Origin of the sequence: Parabacteroides sp. AT13 (assembly GCF_002272965.1) — a bacterium.
Lineage (GTDB): Bacteria > Bacteroidota > Bacteroidia > Bacteroidales > Tannerellaceae > Parabacteroides > Parabacteroides distasonis.
On sequence record NZ_NQMH01000001.1, the window covers coordinates 728,637 to 748,965 of the forward strand.

Consider the following 20,329-nt stretch of genomic DNA (forward strand, 5'->3'; position numbering starts at 1 on the left):
CTAGATTGTTCCATTATCTACATGTATATTCTGTCCAGTGATACTACATGCTTTCTCACTAACAAGAAAGGAAACAGTTTCCGCTACAGAACGAACACTGGTAGCCGCCTTCATAGAAGTACGTTTGTATATCCTATCTTTTTGGTCGTCTGTAAGAGTTGAGCTCATGGCTGTCTCCATAAATCCAGGCACTACCACATTGGAGCGAATGCCCATCCCCCCCCATTCACGAGCCGTATCCTTTGAAAATGCTTCGAGTGCACCCTTTGAAGAAGCATACATAGCGAGCCCTTTGTAACCCGTATGCGCACTAATACTTGAAATATGCACTATAGAACCACGGGTATGGTGAAGAAGCATATTACGTATTGCGTATTTTGTCATCATCATCGGAGTAAATACATTGACCGCATACATCGCCTTCAGTCGATCCAAGTTTAGATTTGTCACTATATCATCATAAGCCATCGCAGCATTGTTCACGTAAACGTCAAGTACGACTTTATTTCCCACAAATTCTTTAAAAACCGACTTTCTTATACTCTCGCTATCGCTAAGATCAATACTCTTGAAGAAGAGTTTGCCCGCATATTCAGCTTCCAATGCTTTAAACTCATCCGTATAACTACGAGCGACACCATACACAGTATTACCCTGCTCCAGCAACACTCTACAAATTTCCAAGCCCACACCACGTGAGCAACCTGTTACCAATACGTTCATGATCGTTTAATTTTACCAGTTCTTGTTAATGAGAAAGAATCCACAAACTTAATTCGACGAGGAATCTTAAAGTCCTGCAACTGTTCTTTCAAATAATTACGAATCTCCAATTCCGTAAGGGTTGAGCCTTCAACTAATTGCACTTCCGCACAAAGCACATTACCCAAAATAGAGTTAGCCTTACCATAAACCAAAGCCTGCTGTACTCCTTCGATTTCAAGGATTACTTTTTCAGTTTCGCCAGGGTTAACCTTATAGCCGCCCACATTGATGAGTTCATTTTTGCGACTCCTGAAGCGGAATAAACCATTGGCTTCGTTCACCCATTCAATCAAGTCACCTGAATGATAGTAATCACCATCGAACTTAAAGCTATCCGACTGACCAAGCAGCGACTTGTGAATAAGCAACTCCTCCTCTTGAATCAAGAATTTGTCCCGAATAGCAGCTGGAATCTGGAAGCTATCGCCTTTAGCGGCAAATAAAGTTCCAGCTTCCGTGGAAGCATACACATTATTTATTTTAGCGTTAGGAAAAATCATCCCTATTGACTCATAAAGCTTCTTATCAGATTTCTCTCCCCCAAGTGTTACACGCTGTACGGTCTGATAAACTTTTTCGAAAGGCAATAGCAAGCGATAGAAAGTGGGCGTAGCAGACATATGAGTAACGCGATTTGTCTCAATTAGCGAATAAACCTCAGTACGGCTCTTATTAAACACATTCACCAAGAAGTTCAGATTCATAAACGCCTGGAAGAACACCTGCAAGCCTGCCATATGAGTTGGATTATATGCATACGCCCAAACCTGATTTATATATTTTTCGCCAAAACGTACCGCCCGCATAAGAGTCTGCACGCAATGTACCACTTTCTTAGGTTGACCGGTCGTTCCAGAAGTAAAGATCGTGATTTCAGATGTAGAGTTCTTAACCGCCTCTACAACAGCCTCCATGTTAACAAACGTAGTGGAAACAATTTTTGTTGGCACATTTATTTCAGCTACGTTTACACCATCGATTTCTGTCTCGTTTAGGTCAGCGTCAAGTAACACTAACGGAGCATTGTTAGCCAATGCCTTGATAAGATTAACGAAGAAGAGATACAAATCTAGCTGTTTGTACAGAAGGTAGTACTTGTCGCTCTCGTTGAGCGAAGCAAGCAACTGCTCATAGCTGTACTCAGAGCCATTATTCAAAAGGAATCTTTTCATCTGCAATTAAGAGAGTTTCGCATAGATTTCACCAATCGTATTAACTAGTCCATCCTCGAAGATGTCAATGTCAAACTCATCCTCAATCTTAACAGTTAATTCTGCAAGATCAAATGAAGTAAAAGCAAGATCTTCGCGAAGTCTTGTTTCTGCCGTAAGTTCAGCTACTGTATTCATATCTTTAGCAGCTCTAATCTCATTAATTATATCAAAAACTTTCTTTTCCATACTACTTTACTTTTAACAAGTTATACATTTATAATAAATCATACGAAGACAGATCAACCTCCCAATTGTCAATATTGAAAACATCTACCTTTGATAATTTTTCTTTATCCAAAATTCTGCAATCAAAGCGGAAGGCTTTAGGTTCAAATCTTCTTGGGATCTTAACCATTGATAGCGGAGTGAAATGGAGATGACCAACATAAAGAAACAATCCACACTCTTTCTTAACATCGCTCACCATTTTTCTAACAGCTTTATCGAAATTCCTTGCAGTAAGCGGATATACATCCATCAGAAAGCAAGCCTTGACTCCCTCAAATGCAGAAATTTTCCACACGCACTGCATTTCATTATTTTGATACAGATGATAATCAGTAGGGTTGAACCATTTGAAACGGGTCTGCTCAAACTGAGGCCTAACTTTCCTGATGATTGTGTCGGCAATATTGTTAGATGATGACAAATGCGACAATCCTAATAAACAGTTTGAGAAAAGTATCGAGAATGGATTCAAAAGCTTCATCGATGCTTTATAATCACCAATCTTATACGGCAAGATATAGGTATCAAGCAAACCTATTCTCTTTTCTTTCAAAAATGCACGGCTAACCATTTCAGAATTATCATTAGGAAAACCAAAACAGGCAACCATTCCTACTTCTTCTGCATTTTTAATAGCAGCATTCAAGACACTCAACAAATTACTTACATTATCCCGATAACTATCTTTGATAAATAAATCAGATCCCAACCCTACAAGAACTTCTTCTCCTTTAACAGAATAGATAAATGGAATTAATGAGTAACTACCACATATTTCATCAAATTCATTATATAATAGCGTATGAAAAGAATGCTCTAAACAAGTAGAAGTATATTCGTTTTTAAAATAAGTGATAGACCTCTCTTGATTATATACCTCTCTGAAAGCACCAAGAAACTTACCGATTTCACAATCTGTTAAATCAGTTGTCTTTAATGTTACTGTACGCATAAAAATAATATTAATTATTTAAAGCACCAGTTTCTTCAAAAGGTTTATTATAAATCATCTGTTCTAATATTTTAGAATCAACCAAAGATCTATACCAAAGATGATACATGTAATGCATAACATACCCTTCCTTACCATCAAGAAAACCTAGCTTAATGATATAATAATAGAAAAAAAGAATCCAACTTCGAAGAAAAATAGGTAATTTGTAATAAAGTCCAAATTTCAATCTTCGTGTATTTCCTATTGTTTGATCTTTTGAGATTTGATTTTTATTTGTGTTTCTAGACTGAATATATTCAAAATAATCTTGCATCTCACGGGTTGCATACCAATTCATTTTATTTACCCAATGGGTCATATCTTTAAAATCATAATGAATAAATCGATGTTTGCAAAAAACAGATCTACCATGTGATAAAATTGTGTGTTCATCCATTTTTCTATCTTCAATGCGACCTATTCCTGTCTTAAACATCATCAATTTTCGCTTGGTATGGCAACCGTGTTTAATTTTATGACCAAGAAAATATAACCAAGCTTCCATAGTAAAACCATTAACTTCATCATCTGATTCATATTTTTGTACAAGTCCGGACAGCTCAATCTTTAGTTCAGAAGTAAGTCTTTCATCTGCGTCTAGCCTAAAAGTCCATTTTGTTGTTATATTTGTATTATCTAATGCCCAATTAAACTGGCGAGCATAGTTCTCAAACGGATGCTCGTAAAAATCCGCAGAGAATTTCGCTGCTATTTCTTTAGTTTTATCAATGCTACCACTATCTATTACAACACATCTGGTGGCAAAATCTTTAACAGATTCCAAACAGTCAGGTAAATTCACCTCTTCGTTTTTCGTAAGTATAACTACAGTAACATCTAACATACGCTTATAAATAATCAGTTAATTCACAGAAACAAATCCGTTAACATAATCATAAATCATATTGTCTGATTTTATAGTATCAACTTTTGGATGAGTAACTGCAAATGTTTCCGTTTTGTGATTAATCAGTTTTGTTGTAAATAAAACAGAAGAAGAGAATGAGTATATTTTCATATTATATATAGAAGATAAAACCTCAAGTGTTAATTGTAAACTGGACATATCAATATGCTGACAAACAACATTCTCTTTCTTCGAAGACATGGTATGAGACAAGTAATAATCAATTGCATATTGTGATATACAATTATTGACTATAGTAGAATATTCATCCACACTCATATTATTCATTAAATACAATGGCTGTCCCACAAATATAGACTTCCCTTCTAAATTCATACTTAAGGGAACTGATTTGAGAATGTGATCTGCATCTATACGTAACTGCTTTTTTAATCCAAAATAATATTTTGCACGATTAGGTTCTAACAAATAACAACTTCCTATTTTCTTATAGACTCGATCAACATTAATAAATAACAGCTTCATAAGCAATCGCTTTATACGATTATTTGAAGGGACAAAATTGTAATAATTCATAAACCCATCTTCAAGCATGATGATCTTTGCTGTTTTAGTATGATTCAAAATATACAAATTGGCAACAGTAACTATATTTGAAATAGTAACGAGATTATAGTCTAGCTGATTTAAAATCCTACTCAATATAAAAACCTGCTTAAGAATTGCTACATGCGACAACTCTGCATGAACAGACCAGACCTTATCAAACAAATGTTGCATAGGATACTCATTCTGATCTAAGCGATCTGTAATCATTAATAGGTAATGCTTTGAACATTGACTCCATTCACTAGTAGAAATGGCATAAAAAATATCATTATATTTTCGTGCCACTACCAGTATTTTATCTGACGAATTATTCATAATCTAATTATTGGTTGTTTTTTTATAATCAATATAAACAAATAAGGAAGAAGCAAATAAGGCAAAAACAGCATATTATGCAAAGCAAAAGAGCAGTATCCTAATGATATAAAAATAAATCCAAAATCAAAACATTTTCTCTTTTTTAAATCATTGAACATAAATAGAATCAATAATAAAAAAGCAAATCCCCAATCATAATAATAACGCAGGAAATCATTATGAGGGGTTAATGATTCATCATTAAAAAAAGTTTGAAAGAAATCAGTAGACTTACGAGCTCCATGAGGAAAAATGAAATAATTTTCTCGTATTCCATCCAATAAAAATATAGACAAAGATTCTCTTGTTAAAAAAGAGGCATCTTCATTTATGCGCAAAACAACTTTCAACTCATCGAACAGTGAAAAAGAAACAAGCGCAACACAAAAAACTGACATAGCAAAGAAAATCCTTTTTCCACAAAAGAGATATATTTGATAAATCCAATAAGGCAAAAAGAATAGTAACGATCGGGTTTTACATACAAATATGTAAGAAACAAAAAAGCATATTAAAAAGAATAGAACGACTGTCTTTCTTTTTGCATTTTTATACAGCAAATTAAAGGTTTCCCAATATAACACACACAATATAGAGACTATACTTGCAGAAAGATTACCATATTTAAAAAAACCAATAAAACGAATATCTCCACCTATGTCAATATAGTTAGCAGGAAACAGCATTGCAAATAAACTCAATATGAATACGATAAAAGACAATTTATTAAGCAATTTCAAATTCTGACAAACAAGAGTTGTGCTATCATATACCAGAATAGATGCAAGAATGAAATAAGCAATTGAAACATCAATAAGAATATACAACATACCACTCCCATTAGCATAAGAAAAAATAGAAATTATCAACAAAATAGGCAATATTTTCAAACAGAAAGAGAATGAATGTTTCAGTAAAAAAAAGTACAAACAACAAAACAAGGCATACACTATAGCATTAATTGATGAAATATTCGGAAGTATTCTTGTCATAATTAACAAGATCATGTAAGCATACACCAAAATATCACCCTGAAATTTACTTTTATTTATCAACATACTTATATTTCACAAAGAAATTGTTAGTTCCTAAACCAGAAGAGAATTTCTATCAGAAATTATCCTTACACCTCCCTTGATTGAAATCCTTAGATTTTTATAATTAATAAAAAGATATATACCTACTCCAATCAAAATAACATGCCACTGGTTAATAACAAAAGCATAAATCAAGACAAGTACACAAGGAAACCATTTTTTCAGCGCAAATATCTCCTTCAACACATCAGCTATCGCATGATTCTTATTCATGGTTGCTAAAGATTCTCGAGTCGTCATGAATGTATAAAACAAAGAACTAATAGGAACAACCAACGACAAAGCATATAATGAATTGAAATATTCACCACATAAGATTCCCAAAACCAGCGTCAACACAACAGATTCGAAACCAAAAACAACTAATCTGAATTCTTTCTTTTTTGACAGCAGATAAGCTGAATGCCCAGTAGTAGAACTCATAATTATTTGCCCCAAAATAAGAATAGGGAATATAATAGTGATATCATTTCTATATTGAGGTAACAAATAGGACAAAACAACCGCAACAAATATAGACAATAAAGACACCAAATCTATAAATAGAATATAAACACCTCTTATCCTGCTTATCAACTCATAAGCCTTATCTTCATCACAACTATAGAGTCTGTTCAATATTTTAGGATAGAATATGAACAAAAATGCTCCACAAGCCATAATTATACCATGAATCAAGGTATTAACAAATGAGTAACACCCAAACTCTTCTAAAGAAAAATAAGAACTTACTAAAGATGATGCCACTAACGTAAGAAGATAAAAACTCAAATTATAGAGTAATAGAGTAATACCCCTACGTAACAAAACAGATGCGATCGATCGATCAATTTGAAAGGAAGGAGGATTGGGCAAATCCACCCTAAAAATGATCAATGCTATCACATTACTCACAAAATAAGAAACAACAATCTGTCTAACAGTAAGTTTATTCCACATAATTAACACCAATACAAGTAGTACAAAATGAGGAAGGAACTGTTGGATATTCAATTTAATCAGCTTTCCATGTAGTTTATAATATGTTATATAAATTCGAGACAGATTAATTACGATACATGTCATTAGCAATAACATACCATATGAATCGAACTCATAGCGACTAAATAGCGAAACTATTGAAATTAAAAAAGCAAACACCATGAACAGAAAAGTATTTATCAATAAATTCAATGCCCATGACGTATTCCATATTTTACATCTATCACCATCTTTACTTACCGCATATTCCGTATTCAAGGACTCATTAATTCCCAGATTTGAATACGACATATATTGCATAATCAAAAAGACAAAGCTATATATTCCATATTTGATATCACCTAGAGCTTTTGCCAATAATATGGAATTCAAGAATTGAACTATATACGTCCCATATCGAAAGATTACATATACGGATGAAGGAGAACGTAACAGACCTAATATATTATATCTAGTACCCATTGCAGAACTTTACTTTCTCACCACATTAAGAACTTGATCAACAAACTTGCACTTCGCCACTATGGTACATAAAGCAGCCATATCAAATCCTTTACCAATTAAATTTTTTCTAAAACGAACTCCACTCTTTATAAAGGATTCAGAACTCTGAAGCGATGCAACACTCGTTTGAAACAAGATCTCATTATTTTTATTCTGCGGACGATAAACCGGTTCTATAAGTTTTACATATAAAATATCATAAAGCTTTGATCTTAAGACATAGGGCTTAATTCTCAATAGCAATGAATATCTCCAATTCTTCTTCAACACCCCCTTCTGACGATTATATATACCATAATGATGATGAGTAAACACTGGTATATTCAACAGCATAGGGCACCAACTATTTATTAGACGCAATGAAAGTTTACTATCTTCTCGATAATCATATGGAATATTATAGATTATATCCCATATTCTTTTACTGTGCAAAAGAGGATATGAGAAGAAACTTTCATTCAACATATTTGAAAAATAGCATCCCATATCATGTCTAAAATAATTAAAAATATTAGCATATTTAGTTTTTAGATCATTCTGTAAATCTAAGTTTACCAATTTAATTTCATCACAGATCAATTTGCACACATTAGGTAAATCAAAAACATAATTAAATAAGCCTCCTCTCAAGCAGCCTTTAATTGCAAATTTCGAATTATCATAATCTTCATCAAATGAATCATCCAGACTTCCTATTTCTCTTAAAAGATCTGTATCCATTCCAAATTCTACTTCATCGATATTCTCTTTGTGTAAATCATCAAACAAAGTCAACCATTTTTGATTATGCGCATAAATGCTAATGTATTCACCATATCGATCCAATTCATCTTCATCTATAGTTCTCAAACACTCTCTAAAATGCTGACTTACATCGAATATTTTAGTTTTTAAAGAAAACTCAGAAGCTAAAAGTTCATTAATTTTCGCATCTTGTAAAGTTCCATTTGTAATTGAATCTTCACCCTTCCAATATCCAATCATAACTTCCTTACTATGGAATAGATCTAAAGCTAGTTTTACTCTAGAATCCAATCCTCCCGTAGCAAAGAGAAATTTTTTATGCACTCTTTTATTAAGGACTGTAGTCTGCAATTCTATTTCATCCTTTAACACCTTCAAGGCCTCCTCCATTGAGCCAAAGGAATAGGATGTAGTATGAACGTCACACTTTTTTATAATTGCCTGATGGATAGCAAAATCGTATTCGATATATTCATTTTCTAGTAACCTATATATATTTTTGAAAGGAGTTCTATTGCTACACAGTCCAACACTCGCAAGCATTGTAGCAAAAACAGTTTCGTCGAATTCTTGTTTTGAAACTTTTTCTACGTGATAATATGTATTAGTAACAACCACACCTTCTCTACCTATATAATAATAAAGAGCGTATGTATGGCACTCATCCACAAATATTCTAAGTTTATTATCTTGAATATAAGCTAAAGCATAAGAACCTATCAAATGTTTTCTTACATAATCAACACCTTTATCTTCTGACTTGAGATCTTGATAGATTACATTCAAATTAAAGGGATTATCATCATTTAAATACGCCCAAGTACCTATAATCGCAACTACCCCGTCATTATCAAAGTAACAATTTTCACTGTCTACATATCGCTTCGCATAACAAGTTAGTCCATTTGAACTATAATTTTTATTTAATTCATTTTTGGAATAAATACCTCTAAGAATATTTTCCCAATCCTGATTATTGGTAAATAATAATTTTCCCATATCAATTAATATTATTTCTAATGTAAGCACTCAATTGTTTCCACTATGCTATTCTAGTGTATATTATACCCCTTACCTGATTCAATTAATATGTAGAATAAAGTAGGCATTTTCATTCCACGTTCGTTACTATCATGAAGGCTATTTTGAGGAAACTATCTCCTTCCTAAAACAATCTTATAGATTTATATAATCTAGATTTATCAGTTGAAACAAAAAGAATAGAACCTTCTGTTGCAAAATATTAAATCATATCCCATGTAAGGATGGTATCTTCTGTTAGATCTGCAAGTACTTTACGACCTATAACAATATCTTCAAAACGTGGAGCGATACCAGTGCCCGGACGCTTTGGCATAAGGTCTTCCTTTTTGATAATCTCGCCTGCTTTCATGCAACGAGTAAGCACCAATGAGCGACGAGCCTCGCGACGAGGAACCTGCTCACAATCGAGAACAACCTTCTCTGGATTACCTAGAATTTTGTCAATCCATTGGAAGTTGGCAATAGCCTTTTTGAAATCCTCTGGATCACCCGCATGATAGTGGTCGTTGCCAGGAAGAGTCTTGTCGAGAGTGAAGTGCTTCTCGATAACCTCTGCTCCCAATAAATAAGCTGCAGCAAGAGTCATCATATTGTCATCAGGGGCCACATGATCACTAAATCCAACACGAACGGATGGAAATGTCTTCTTCAATGTATCAATTACACGAAGATTTGCATCTTTAGGATTAGTAGGATATGATAACACACAGTGAAAAACAACGATATCTTTACATCCTGACTCTTGTAACGCACGAATAGCTTCATCACATTCCGAAAGATAAGCTGCTCCTACAGACACAAAAACAGGCTTACCTTTTGCTCCTATATGATGAATAAATGGCAAATTAGAAAGATCGGATGATGAGATTTTATAGAAATCTACCATGTCATAAAGATAGTCAGCTGAAGCATAGTCGAAAGGAGTAGATGTAAAATCCATTCCCTTGTCATGAGTGTATTTACAAAGCTCACGGTACTCACATTCACCAAAAGAGTCATGCTTTAAAAACAACTCATATTGGGTCTTTGTCGGCTCCTTTGTCAAGTCCCAATAAGCTGGCGAATTCTTAGATACGATAGTGCCAGCTTTATATGATTGAAATTTAGCACAATCAATACCAGCTTCAGCTGCAGCATCGATATACATCTTTGCTGCTTCGAGCGGATTGATGTTGAGTTTCTTAGCGGTATCATAGAAATTGACACCCATTTCTGCTATTACATAAGGTTTCATAATACAAATGAGTATGTTGTTTATAATCCACGAATAAGCGACATCACACGCTTACGGCCATCACGAAGGTTGTGCGAGAGAAGTTTTCCATGTAACTTCTCTCGTGCTTCCTTGGAAAGATTCATATACATTTTGAGAATACCTTCGATAATTTCATCGCTTGGGTTAAGACCAATGTACGAGAAACCATTCTCATTGCAAACAAAGCCATGCTTCTCCTCACGCTGATTTTGTGCCATTGCGATTGAAGGAATGCCAAGGAGTGCAAGCTCGTAACCTGTGCGTCCACGAGAAGTAATAGCAATATCACAGGAAGACATGAGTTCAGGCATATTGCTAACATCATAAAGAACCTGAATATGTTCATACTTATTATACTCAAGTAAAGCATCAACATTGTACTTAGCACGCCCAACAACTACAACAAACTCATATTTCTTATACTCATCTTTAGAGATGATGTCAAGCAAACGGTCTGTGTAGTTCTGCGGGTCAGCACCACCAAAAGCAATGAATACACGATTAACATCTTCCTTTATCTTGATTGGTTCGTAGAACATAAAGATCTTACCACAGATATAGTATTTCTCCCCGCCATAAACATTAGGCAATGCATGCTCACTATAAAGTGCATTGAAAACAAGGTCAGCTTTAAGAATTCCTTCACCATCATCCTCAAAGTTGATAAGTTTAGCGTTTGGCAAAACTGAACGCAAACCAATCATATAGTCAATGGACGTAGTGAGGATATCGTTGACAAATAAGCTGTACTGCTCACGTTTACAGATCTCGTAGAGTTCCGCAATGCCATTGACAGGGATAAGATTATGAGTAGTGTTACCAAAAACCTTAACATCTGTCTGGTTTACATCGTAGTAGACATCTGGCTTAACATAGAATTCATCAGCGATTTCAAGAGCACGATAGATGTGTCCAATACCACGCTTGTTATTACCATTCACATAGATAGCTATCTTCTGAGCCTCAAGTAAAGCAGCTGCACTACAGAGATCAGCGAAGGTATCAATATCCTGCGACTCTCGCTCTGGAATCTCGTAAACATCAACATTTACACCAATACGAGTACTCTCTGTTACGATATCTGCCTTTGAGATAACAAAAGTACCCGTCTCCATGTAACATGGTGGAAGATACTGACGGTTAAGACGCTTTTCATAGTTCGGTATCTTCTTTCCATCCTTTTCTCCCCAAGAGAGGTGAGGTGCATTGATTGCAGAGATAAGAGTGTCGAGTTTGCTTTTTATTGCGTATTCAATGGCACTATCTAATGTACCAACAGTGAGAGTTGGCGAAGTGGGCTGCATAGTGATGACATAATCCCACTGCTTATCCGTCGGAATAGCGTCATAGATAACCGCATCGAGAGTTACCTCATCGCCAGCAAGCTCCGCATCACGCCAATGCACCTTCGCTCCCATTTGCTGCGCAATGATACGTACAGGGTTAGAATCAGTCGAAATAATCACATCGGTAATATACTTTGACTGCAATGCATTTTTAATTGAGTAATATACTAAAGGATGCTGCCCAAGCAATCGGATATTTTTATTGGGAACTCCTTTAGATCCTGCTCTTGCAGGAATAATTGCTAAAATGTTCATGTTTATCTACAATTAGAATTTCTCTTCACCTTCAATGTTAGCACTCAATTATCCCATCTTACTATTTACCAGCAAGATAGAATAATAGTTTTTTTATATTAAGTGATTTCTGTTTGTATTACTTGCAATAAACTCCATTTAGGAGACCTTCATAATAATTATTGCCATATATCATTTCACGGATGACACTACTCATCCAACTCTTTAGTTGTAGGTCATAAGACTTGCAGGTTCAAATGAACGTATGAAGATAGTCTACTTGCTGTTTAAGTTTTGGTAAGTCCTTACTGATAACACCTCAGATAATCACATTATCTTCCTTATCATAACCATGTATAACAAAGTCCCTCAGACCAACGACCCTCCTCCCATTATCAATTTATATATCCGGATCTATATCCAAAAAATGATTGGTGGCTTCCCCTATAATCTCCAGTTCACGTTCTACTACCCAACGCAACAACTTATTTTACTCGTAAGCAATAAAATCCCTTTCCTCCCCAAAATATTCCTCAATGGATAAAACGGATTATTGGATATCATAGAGATATTTCCGAATGCTACAACTGAATTCATATCTTTCCTCTTACGATTCGATCACGAGCATAACTTATTTTTTCTTATAACACAAGCTTTTTCCGGTAAAAGAAGTAATCACCTCAAACCCGTTACGAACCTAAAACGTTTGTTTTTTATAATTACTTAGACAAATTACTATCGATAACCCAATCCCCCAGCGTATGCCGCCCACTATAAGTAATATTTAGAAATGCAATAAAAAACAGAATGACGATAATTAAACGTAAAACGTTTATAATTAAGCATTTTGCGAGAATTGCAGAACAGACAGACCTGCAAAAGAAAACAAAATATTGCGACGTTTCAGTTACCAGACTGTTAGCCGCCTGTTTCGGAAACGACGGCAGGTAACCGAATTTTTACCGATAAGAACAAAGCGGATTTGTATTCACTGTTTCTCAATGTTTTGCATGCCAAAGGACGCTTTTCAAAGGAGTATTTTTACAACCTAAAAAAGAGCGTTATGAAAGTGGAAAAATTCAAGGTGCTGCTCTACCTGAAAAAGAGCGAGCCGGACAAGACCGGCAAGGCCCCGATCATGGGACGGATCACCCTGAACCGCACGATGGCGCAGTTCAGCTGCAAGCTTTCCTGCACTCCCGAGCTATGGAACGCGCGTGAGAGCCGGCTGAACGGCAAAAGCCGGGAAGCGGTGGAGACCAATGAAAAAATAGAGAGGCTGCTGCTTGCCGTACACTCGGCCTTCAATTCCCTCATGGAAAGGAAGAGAGATTTCGATGCCGCTGCCGTAAGGGACCTGTTCCAAGGTAACGCGGGCACGCAGATGACCCTGCTCAAACTTCTCGACCGGCACAATGAGGAGATGAAAGCGCGTGTGGGCGTGGACCGTGCGCCTACCACGCTCTCGACCTACCTCTTCACCTACCGCACGCTCGCCGAATTCATCAAAACGAGGTTCAAGGTCCCGGATCTTGCCTTCGGACAGCTCAACGAGCAGTTCATCCGTGACTACCAGGATTTCATCCTCCTGGAGAAGAAATACGCCGTGGACACGCTGCGCGGCTACCTGGCCATTCTGAAAAAGGTCTGCCGCATCGCCTACAAGGAGGGGCACTCGGAGAAATACCATTTCTGCCACTACAAGCTACCCAAGCAGAAGGAGACCGCCCCACGGGCGCTCAGCCGGGAGAATTTCGAGAAGCTGTGCGACCTGGAGATACCGGAAAAACGCAGGTCACATGTCATCACCCGGGACCTCTTCCTCTTCGCCTGCTACACCGGTACGGCCTATGCCGATGTGGTAAGCATCACCCGGAAGAACCTCTTCACGGACGACGATGGCTGTCTTTGGCTGAAATACCGGCGAAAGAAAACCGACTATCTCGGACGCGTCAAGCTGCTGCCGGAGGCCCTCGCACTGATCGAAAAGTACCGTGACGATACCCGTGCCACCCTCTTCCCGCCGCAGGACTACCATACGCTCAGGGCAAATATGAAATCCCTGCGCCTGATGGCGGGGCTGAGCCAGGACCTTGTCTACCACATGGGAAGGCATTCTTTCGCCTCATTGGTCACGCTCGAGGAGGGAGTGCCGATCGAGACCATCAGCAAAATGCTGGGACATTCCAACATAAAGACCACCCAGATATATGCCCGTGTAACCCCGAAGCGACTGTTCGAGGACATGGACAGGTTCGTCGAGGCAACCCGCGATTTGAAACTTATTCTTTAATCCCCAAACAATTATTATCATGCGCAGTACATTCAAGCTTTTATTCTACATCAACCGTAACAAGGTAAAATCGGACGGCACGACCGCCGTCCTCTGCCGGATCAGCATCGACGGAAAGAAATCGGCTGTCACGACAGGCATCTATTGCAAACCCGGAGACTGGGACAGCAAGAAGTGTGAAATCAAAACAGCCAGGGAGAACAACCGCCTTGCCGCCTTCCGCAGCCGGCTGGAAGAGGCGTACGGGAACCTGCTGAGGAACCAGGGAGTGGTCACGGCCGAGCTGCTCAAGACCACCGTATCCGGTACCAATTCCGTGCCGGAATACCTCCTGCAGGCCGGAGAGGTGGAACGCGAACGGCTCAGGGTCCGCTCCAAGGAGATCAATTCCACCTCCACCTACCGCCAGTCGAAGACCACGCAGCTTAACCTCAGGCAGTTCATCGAATCCCGCGGGATGAAGGACATCGCTTTTTCGGACATCACCGAAGAGTTCGCCGAATCGTTCAAGGTCTTCCTCAAGAAAGAGCTGGGACACAGGAACGGACACGTGAACCACTGCCTGTGCTGGCTCAACCGGCTCATCTACATCGCCGTGGACCGGGAAGTATTGCGTGCCAACCCGATAGAGGACGTGGCATACGAGAGGAAAGAAGCACCTAAACTAAGGCATATCAGCCGCAGTGAACTGAAGCGGATGATGGAAACCCCGCTGCCCGACCCGATGATGGAGCTGGCGCGCAGGACGTTCATTTTCTCCTCGCTGACCGGTCTGGCCTACGCGGATACGAGGGCTCTCCATCCCCGTCACATCGGAACGACCTCGGAAGGGAGAAGGTATATCCGCATCCGCCGCGCCAAAACGGACGTGGAGGCGTTCATCCCGCTGCATCCCATAGCCGGACAGATACTGGATCTTTACAACACCACGGATGACGACAGGCCGGTATTCCCGCTGCCGGTCCGCGACGTCCTCTGGTACGAGGTACATGGAATGGGCGTGGCGTTAGGTATGAAAGAGAACCTGTCCTACCACATGGCCCGGCATTCGTTCGGAACCCTGACACTGACCGCGGGTATTCCGATAGAGAGCATCGCCAGGATGATGGGCCATACGAACATCGACAGCACGCAGGTCTACGCCCAGGTCACCGACCGGAAGATATCCTCGGACATGGACCGGCTGATAGAAAGAAGAAAGCCTGCGGCTTCCTTTCCGGCCGCAGGCTAAATAAAAATTGCCGTCGGAATCGTAAATGCAATTCCGGCGGCAATCCTTAAACTTGAATACGATATTATACCAATGCAGGGTGATAATTCTCCTCCAGCAGCCTCTCGATGTCCGATTGCCTGTATAGGATCTTCCCACCGAGCTGGATATAGGGAATCCGTCCTTGATCCCTATAATCCTGCAGGCACCTGCGGCTGATCTTCAACATACCGGAAAACTCCCTGTCGGTCAGGAACCGTTCCCCGTTGAAGGGAGGACGGTTGTCACGGGCAAGACGCTCCATCTTTTTCTCCATGTTGTCCAGCAGGGCAAAGAACCTGCGGACACGTTCGTTCTCCTTGTCGATAATGCCTTCCATCTCTTCCGCTCTTTAAAGGTTTTCGTTCTTCCTTCTTTCTCTCACCTCCTTCTCCTTGCGTCTGATGCCGACGTAGACCATCAACTTCTCCACATCCCCGGGCTTGTAATAGAACTTCCGCTGGAGGCGGGTGAACGCCAGCCGTCCGGTATCGCGGAGGGTTTGCAGGGTACGTGGCGAAATGTCAAGGCGCAGGCAGACATCCTGACCGTCCAGTCACTCTCCGGATTCCTTACAGCGGTTTCTCTCATACAGTCTGTCCACACGTGCGGACAGGTTCTCGGCACGTGCCAGCATCCTCTCAAGGACACCGGCCTCGATGTAGCGTATTTCCATATTCCTAACTCGTTTAAATGTCAGTGCGAATATAAGGGAAGAAACCATGAGAGGCAAGCACGACCAGCACACTGGCAGGAATAGTCATGGATAGTCGGCTATTGTCATGCGAAAGAGGTAAAGAAAAAAAACTCCACCGTACAAAATAAGTATCAAAAAAATGAGTATAAAATCTCTGGAGTGCTCCATATAGGCTAAGAACTTTATCATTGCGATTTCAACAAGTGGTTCCAAACGAGAAATTGCTCCTGAACCTTATTTGTCCTTCGTAGTCTTTTCAATAAAAAGAGACTAGAACATTTAATTATTTGGAATTTAAATCTTGTTTTTGTAACTATGATTATAAAATCACTGGTCAATAAACACTTTTTAAGGATATAAACAAACTTCTTGTTGACATTCAGAGAAAATTTGCCGTTTTTCAAAAAGATGTGGAACAGCTGGTTTCCAAAGGCAACAATGTGGCAGGTATGAAAGCACGTAAAGCTACGTTAGAATTAAGGAGTTTGCTTAAGGAATTCCGTAAGATGTCGGTTGAAGTGGCCAAGTGATCTTTTATCGTCAAGTAGAATATATGTTGAGTTTAAAATAGCCTTCAAAAAATTGTAGTATCATCATGGAACAGAAATCAAACGTTCAATACAGGGCAGAGAAAGAATATAAGAATAGCCGTGAAAAATTCTTTCTTTTATTAAGAGAGATAATTTCCAATTCCATACATGCCGTTTTAATTCGGCAAAATAAAGAAACGAATTTTATCCCTCAGCTAGACCTAAATATTACTTTTGATGAAAATCAATGTAAAATCGAATTAAGGGATAATGGTGAAGGCTTTACAGAAAAAAATCGTCTCTATTTTGAAGAACTTGATAAAAAAAACCTGGAAAAGGAGCAGTTTAATTTCCATCCTTTGGGCCAAGGGAGATTGGCTATTGTATACTTTACCGACTCATCTGAATATGAAACGGTGTATAAGGATAAAGATGGTACATATCAAAAGCGAACCATTCCATATCCAAATACATCTGATGGACTTTTTAATTTTGATGAGTTTGTAGAAGAGATGCCAGAAATAAAAGATACCTATACCAAGCTGACAGCATACTTAAACAAACAAAACACATTAGGACGAGCAAAAACTTTTTTTTATAAATACCCAAACTCAAAAGCATTTAAACAATGGTTTATAGAAACTTTTTTTCCATTCATTGTAACCAATGAACAGCTTGTAGTAAATATTATTTTCAATGGAGAGGATGTTACTGTAAAAAAAGGAAATATTGAATCTGAAACAGAAAGAAAACCCTTTGAAATCAATCTCGCAGAGGGTAATAAATCTTTTATGCTATGGTTGATAAAAAAAGGAACACAAATGCATGGAGAGAATCCGGTAACCTGTTTTGCAAGGAACTTGAAAGCGGATTTATCCAATGGGAAATTAAGTTATTCAATTGATAATAATGACGGTTATTTATTGTATTTAACATCGGAATATTTCGATGAATATGTCGACACAAAAGGCGAAAAAATAGAAATCCCAATTGATGATATATTAAAAATAAATAAGAAAATAAGTGAGATCTTGGATATTGAATTTAGCTCTATTATAGAGAACAACCAAAAGGAGACAAAGCGTAATTTAAAGAATTTCAAAAAGAAGTACCCCTCGCTTGAGACATTTATTGAAGATAGTAATATTATCGATGATAAAAAGATAGTAAATGAGAAAGATATTGTACAATCTGCTATTGACGAGAAGAGTAGGATAGAGAAAAAGTTCTGGAATCAAATAGATAGAGAGTTCGAAAATGAAGAAGATAAACTTTTTAGTGATTCTGAAGAATGTTATAAGCTTTTAAACTCAAGTTTGCATATATATGTCAAACATCGAGAAAGTGTATTGAAACGTTTGCATATGTTAATTCAAAAATTTGATGAAGACGGAAATGATAAATCAGAATTAGAAAGCTCTGTACATGAACTCTTTATTAAAAGAGGAACAACTTTAAGTGATTCTTCAAATATCAATCATTTACATAATCTTTGGATTCTGGATGACAAGTTCACAACATTCTCAAACGATTTCAAAGTTAAAAGCACCAAGTCAGGGCAACCTTTGTCAGATGTTTACATTTGGGCTGATGACCCAGAAAAAACAAAACAAATTCTGATCCTTGAGTTAAAATCAACAACAAACGCACATAATGCAGGAAATACCAAAGAAGGAATGATAGCACAGGTTAAAAGATACGCTCACGATTTTTATAAGCATCCACATAAAACATTGAATTGGACTGTGAATACGGAGCAAGTACAATATACAGGTATCATTCTTGCTAGGAAATCCGATATAGACAAGGAGTTGACATCCAATAGTTTTAGTGGCGGATATAAACCTATCCCATTCCTTGCAAATTCATATTACTTTGAGGACAATTTTTCTAAGGATGACAATCCGAGAAATAAAATGGATATTAGGATAGAATTATATTCCTTTGAAGACATTTATGAACTTGCATCAAATAGAAACGATGTATTCTTTAAACTATTAAAGAAAGAATTTGATATTGAATAAGTTAATGAGAAAGAAGAAGGGAATAAAATATTTTTTAGGATAGGAATAAACGGAATTCATCGTTTTGAATCATTCATTACCTACTCAAAAGAAAGCAAAATACGGTGAGATGTTAAGGAGTAGGCAGACATCCTGATCGTCCAGTCATTCTCCGAGTTCATTACAGCGGTTTCCCTCATACAATCTGCCACATGTGCGGACAGGTTCTCGGAGCATGTCCGCATCATCTCAAGGACATCGGCTTCAATGTAGTATATTTCCATGCGCTCAATTTTTAATGTTCATTGGTGCGAATGTAAAGAAAGAAACGATACCTGCCAAACAAAATCAGTCCACTAGCAGGAATAGCCATGGATAGTTAGTTTTTGTCATATGGAAAAGAAAGCCGAAGCAGGGCTGGATTCACTACCCCCTTTGGCGTATGTGAAAGGAACGTTGCTATGAAAGAAAAAATTCCTCTTCACACATGGATGAAGCAACGCTGAGAATTCGACAATAAAAAGATGTGGCTTCTCTGCCCGGGTAAATGCCATGATTACAGAGTTTTTCATGTTTCTATACCATCAGGCCGATTACCTTCAAATTAAAAACTTATCCAACCTGTGGCAGACCCGGATGGGAAAGGCAATGATACCGCTGAATACGCATATAGCCATATGCCTAAATATAGAGATACGACGATAACGATAAGCCCTTCTATCGGAATAAGGATATAGCGGGATACACGGATAACCATATATGATTATCGGAACAGCGATATGGCAGGTTGTGGGTATATGACAGCGTCCATATACCTGATTTCGTTTTTTTTATTATCGGTATTTCAAATGTTCCAAAAAGCTCTTTTACAGATTACCATCCGGGATGATCACCTAAATTCACATGTACCAGACTTTCTATTTTCTTGATTACCAAACAACCAGAATACCAAAAAACAGGATACCCTGAAATCCTTTTTCCCTAATGACAATCGGAGAAAGCTACCATAACAAACATTCTTGTACCTGATGGCATAATATACCTAAACAGCCTTTTGACGGCTGATTGACCAGAACTTCAGATCCGAGCTTGTTTCCCAAAACAGCCGGTTATTTGTCGAAATCTGTCATTCTGTAACCGTCCCTGCCATCCGTTTTTTCTCTGTGGACGTTGTCTTTTTTTCTCGTGGTATTATGGTCATGTTACCGGATGGGAAGAGCCATCTCCATCACAACCATGAATTATAGTGTAGCCATATTTGTATATAGCCGTATGATACGCTATCCGGATAATGCTATTACAGAATTGCAATATAGC

The 20,329-nt window shown here is 37.9% G+C and carries 18 protein-coding genes; 4 read left to right on the top strand and 14 right to left on the bottom strand.

Annotated features, from left to right (window positions below; translation table 11 throughout):
- From CI959_RS03505 to CI959_RS03555, 11 genes are all read right to left on the bottom strand, one after another.
- Positions 1-723, bottom strand: a complete 723-nt coding sequence (locus tag CI959_RS03505; protein WP_009017056.1) for an SDR family oxidoreductase — start codon at positions 721-723, stop codon at positions 1-3.
- A complete protein-coding gene (locus tag CI959_RS03510; RefSeq protein WP_009017055.1) occupies positions 720-1,937 on the bottom strand; it encodes a fatty acid--CoA ligase family protein in 1,218 nt (405 codons plus the stop codon). Before CI959_RS03510 ends, CI959_RS03505 begins: the two co-directional genes overlap by 4 nt.
- Before the next feature lie 6 nt (positions 1,938-1,943).
- Positions 1,944-2,165, bottom strand: a complete 222-nt coding sequence (locus CI959_RS03515; protein ID WP_009017054.1) for a phosphopantetheine-binding protein — start codon at positions 2,163-2,165, stop codon at positions 1,944-1,946.
- A 28-nt stretch (positions 2,166-2,193) separates the two neighbouring features.
- A complete protein-coding gene (locus CI959_RS03520) occupies positions 2,194-3,159 on the bottom strand; it encodes a hypothetical protein (protein ID WP_009017053.1) in 966 nt (321 codons plus the stop codon).
- A gap of 10 nt (positions 3,160-3,169) precedes the next feature.
- Positions 3,170-4,045: a glycosyltransferase family 2 protein gene (locus tag CI959_RS03525; protein ID WP_009017052.1), complete on the bottom strand. Its 876-nt coding sequence runs from the start codon at positions 4,043-4,045 to the stop codon at positions 3,170-3,172.
- An 18-nt stretch (positions 4,046-4,063) separates the two neighbouring features.
- Complete coding sequence (locus tag CI959_RS03530) at positions 4,064-4,993, bottom strand: hypothetical protein (RefSeq protein WP_057316752.1); 930 nt, start codon at positions 4,991-4,993, stop codon at positions 4,064-4,066.
- Positions 4,990-5,907, bottom strand: a complete 918-nt coding sequence (locus CI959_RS03535; RefSeq protein ID WP_170079478.1) for a hypothetical protein — start codon at positions 5,905-5,907, stop codon at positions 4,990-4,992. The genes CI959_RS03530 and CI959_RS03535 overlap by 4 nt, the downstream gene beginning before the upstream one ends.
- A gap of 216 nt (positions 5,908-6,123) precedes the next feature.
- Positions 6,124-7,575 (bottom strand): lipopolysaccharide biosynthesis protein, encoded by a 1,452-nt coding sequence (locus CI959_RS03540; protein ID WP_081033137.1) that lies wholly within the window; start codon positions 7,573-7,575, stop codon positions 6,124-6,126.
- Between the two features lie 9 nt (positions 7,576-7,584).
- Positions 7,585-9,360: a hypothetical protein gene (locus CI959_RS03545; protein WP_039848549.1), complete on the bottom strand. Its 1,776-nt coding sequence runs from the start codon at positions 9,358-9,360 to the stop codon at positions 7,585-7,587.
- 244 nt (positions 9,361-9,604) lie between these two features.
- A complete protein-coding gene (locus CI959_RS03550; protein ID WP_009017047.1) occupies positions 9,605-10,639 on the bottom strand; it encodes an N-acetylneuraminate synthase family protein in 1,035 nt (344 codons plus the stop codon).
- A gap of 20 nt (positions 10,640-10,659) precedes the next feature.
- A complete protein-coding gene (locus CI959_RS03555; protein WP_095231401.1) occupies positions 10,660-12,261 on the bottom strand; it encodes a cytidyltransferase in 1,602 nt (533 codons plus the stop codon).
- Between the two features lie 1,042 nt (positions 12,262-13,303).
- Between CI959_RS03555 and CI959_RS03560 the strand changes: the two genes are divergently transcribed.
- A complete protein-coding gene (locus CI959_RS03560; protein ID WP_095231402.1) occupies positions 13,304-14,533 on the top strand; it encodes a site-specific integrase in 1,230 nt (409 codons plus the stop codon).
- Positions 14,534-14,552: 19 nt separating this feature from the next.
- Positions 14,553-15,764 (top strand): site-specific integrase, encoded by a 1,212-nt coding sequence (locus CI959_RS03565; RefSeq protein ID WP_095231403.1) that lies wholly within the window; start codon positions 14,553-14,555, stop codon positions 15,762-15,764.
- Between the two features lie 64 nt (positions 15,765-15,828).
- On the opposite strand, the gene CI959_RS03570 is transcribed toward CI959_RS03565, so the two are convergent.
- Entirely contained in the window at positions 15,829-16,122 is a 294-nt protein-coding gene (locus CI959_RS03570; protein WP_095231404.1) for a helix-turn-helix domain-containing protein, read from the bottom strand.
- A gap of 12 nt (positions 16,123-16,134) precedes the next feature.
- The gene (locus CI959_RS03575) at positions 16,135-16,338 is read right to left on the bottom strand and encodes a helix-turn-helix domain-containing protein (RefSeq protein WP_095231405.1); all 204 of its coding nucleotides are present in this window, start codon (positions 16,336-16,338) and stop codon (positions 16,135-16,137) included.
- A gap of 497 nt (positions 16,339-16,835) precedes the next feature.
- Between CI959_RS03575 and CI959_RS22075 the strand changes: the two genes are divergently transcribed.
- Both CI959_RS22075 and CI959_RS03580 read left to right on the top strand, forming a co-directional pair.
- On the top strand, positions 16,836-17,009 hold the full coding sequence (locus CI959_RS22075; protein WP_215710725.1) for a histone H1: 174 nt from the start codon (positions 16,836-16,838) through the stop codon (positions 17,007-17,009).
- A 65-nt stretch (positions 17,010-17,074) separates the two neighbouring features.
- Complete coding sequence (locus tag CI959_RS03580; RefSeq protein WP_095231406.1) at positions 17,075-19,033, top strand: ATP-binding protein; 1,959 nt, start codon at positions 17,075-17,077, stop codon at positions 19,031-19,033.
- Between the two features lie 80 nt (positions 19,034-19,113).
- Here the strand turns inward: CI959_RS03580 and CI959_RS03585 are convergent, their stop codons facing one another.
- Positions 19,114-19,296: a hypothetical protein gene (locus CI959_RS03585; protein ID WP_095231407.1), complete on the bottom strand. Its 183-nt coding sequence runs from the start codon at positions 19,294-19,296 to the stop codon at positions 19,114-19,116.
- Between the last annotated feature and the right edge of the window lie 1,033 nt (positions 19,297-20,329).

Bases quoted from the DNA above. Each gene is read 5' to 3' on its own strand.
- CI959_RS03505 (WP_009017056.1), bottom strand. From the start codon at position 723: ATGAACGTATTGGTAACAGGTTGCTCACGTGGTGTGGGCTTGGAAATT.
- CI959_RS03510 (WP_009017055.1), bottom strand. From the start codon at position 1,937: ATGAAAAGATTCCTTTTGAATAATGGCTCTGAGTACAGCTATGAGCAG.
- CI959_RS03515 (WP_009017054.1), bottom strand. From the start codon at position 2,165: ATGGAAAAGAAAGTTTTTGATATAATTAATGAGATTAGAGCTGCTAAA.
- CI959_RS03520 (WP_009017053.1), bottom strand. From the start codon at position 3,159: ATGCGTACAGTAACATTAAAGACAACTGATTTAACAGATTGTGAAATC.
- CI959_RS03525 (WP_009017052.1), bottom strand. From the start codon at position 4,045: ATGTTAGATGTTACTGTAGTTATACTTACGAAAAACGAAGAGGTGAAT.
- CI959_RS03530 (WP_057316752.1), bottom strand. From the start codon at position 4,993: ATGAATAATTCGTCAGATAAAATACTGGTAGTGGCACGAAAATATAAT.
- CI959_RS03540 (WP_081033137.1), bottom strand. From the start codon at position 7,575: ATGGGTACTAGATATAATATATTAGGTCTGTTACGTTCTCCTTCATCC.
- CI959_RS03545 (WP_039848549.1), bottom strand. From the start codon at position 9,360: ATGGGAAAATTATTATTTACCAATAATCAGGATTGGGAAAATATTCTT.
- CI959_RS03550 (WP_009017047.1), bottom strand. From the start codon at position 10,639: ATGAAACCTTATGTAATAGCAGAAATGGGTGTCAATTTCTATGATACC.
- CI959_RS03555 (WP_095231401.1), bottom strand. From the start codon at position 12,261: ATGAACATTTTAGCAATTATTCCTGCAAGAGCAGGATCTAAAGGAGTT.
- CI959_RS03560 (WP_095231402.1), top strand. From the start codon at position 13,304: ATGAAAGTGGAAAAATTCAAGGTGCTGCTCTACCTGAAAAAGAGCGAG.
- CI959_RS03565 (WP_095231403.1), top strand. From the start codon at position 14,553: ATGCGCAGTACATTCAAGCTTTTATTCTACATCAACCGTAACAAGGTA.
- CI959_RS03570 (WP_095231404.1), bottom strand. From the start codon at position 16,122: ATGGAAGGCATTATCGACAAGGAGAACGAACGTGTCCGCAGGTTCTTT.
- CI959_RS03580 (WP_095231406.1), top strand. From the start codon at position 17,075: ATGGAACAGAAATCAAACGTTCAATACAGGGCAGAGAAAGAATATAAG.
- CI959_RS03585 (WP_095231407.1), bottom strand. From the start codon at position 19,296: ATGGAAATATACTACATTGAAGCCGATGTCCTTGAGATGATGCGGACA.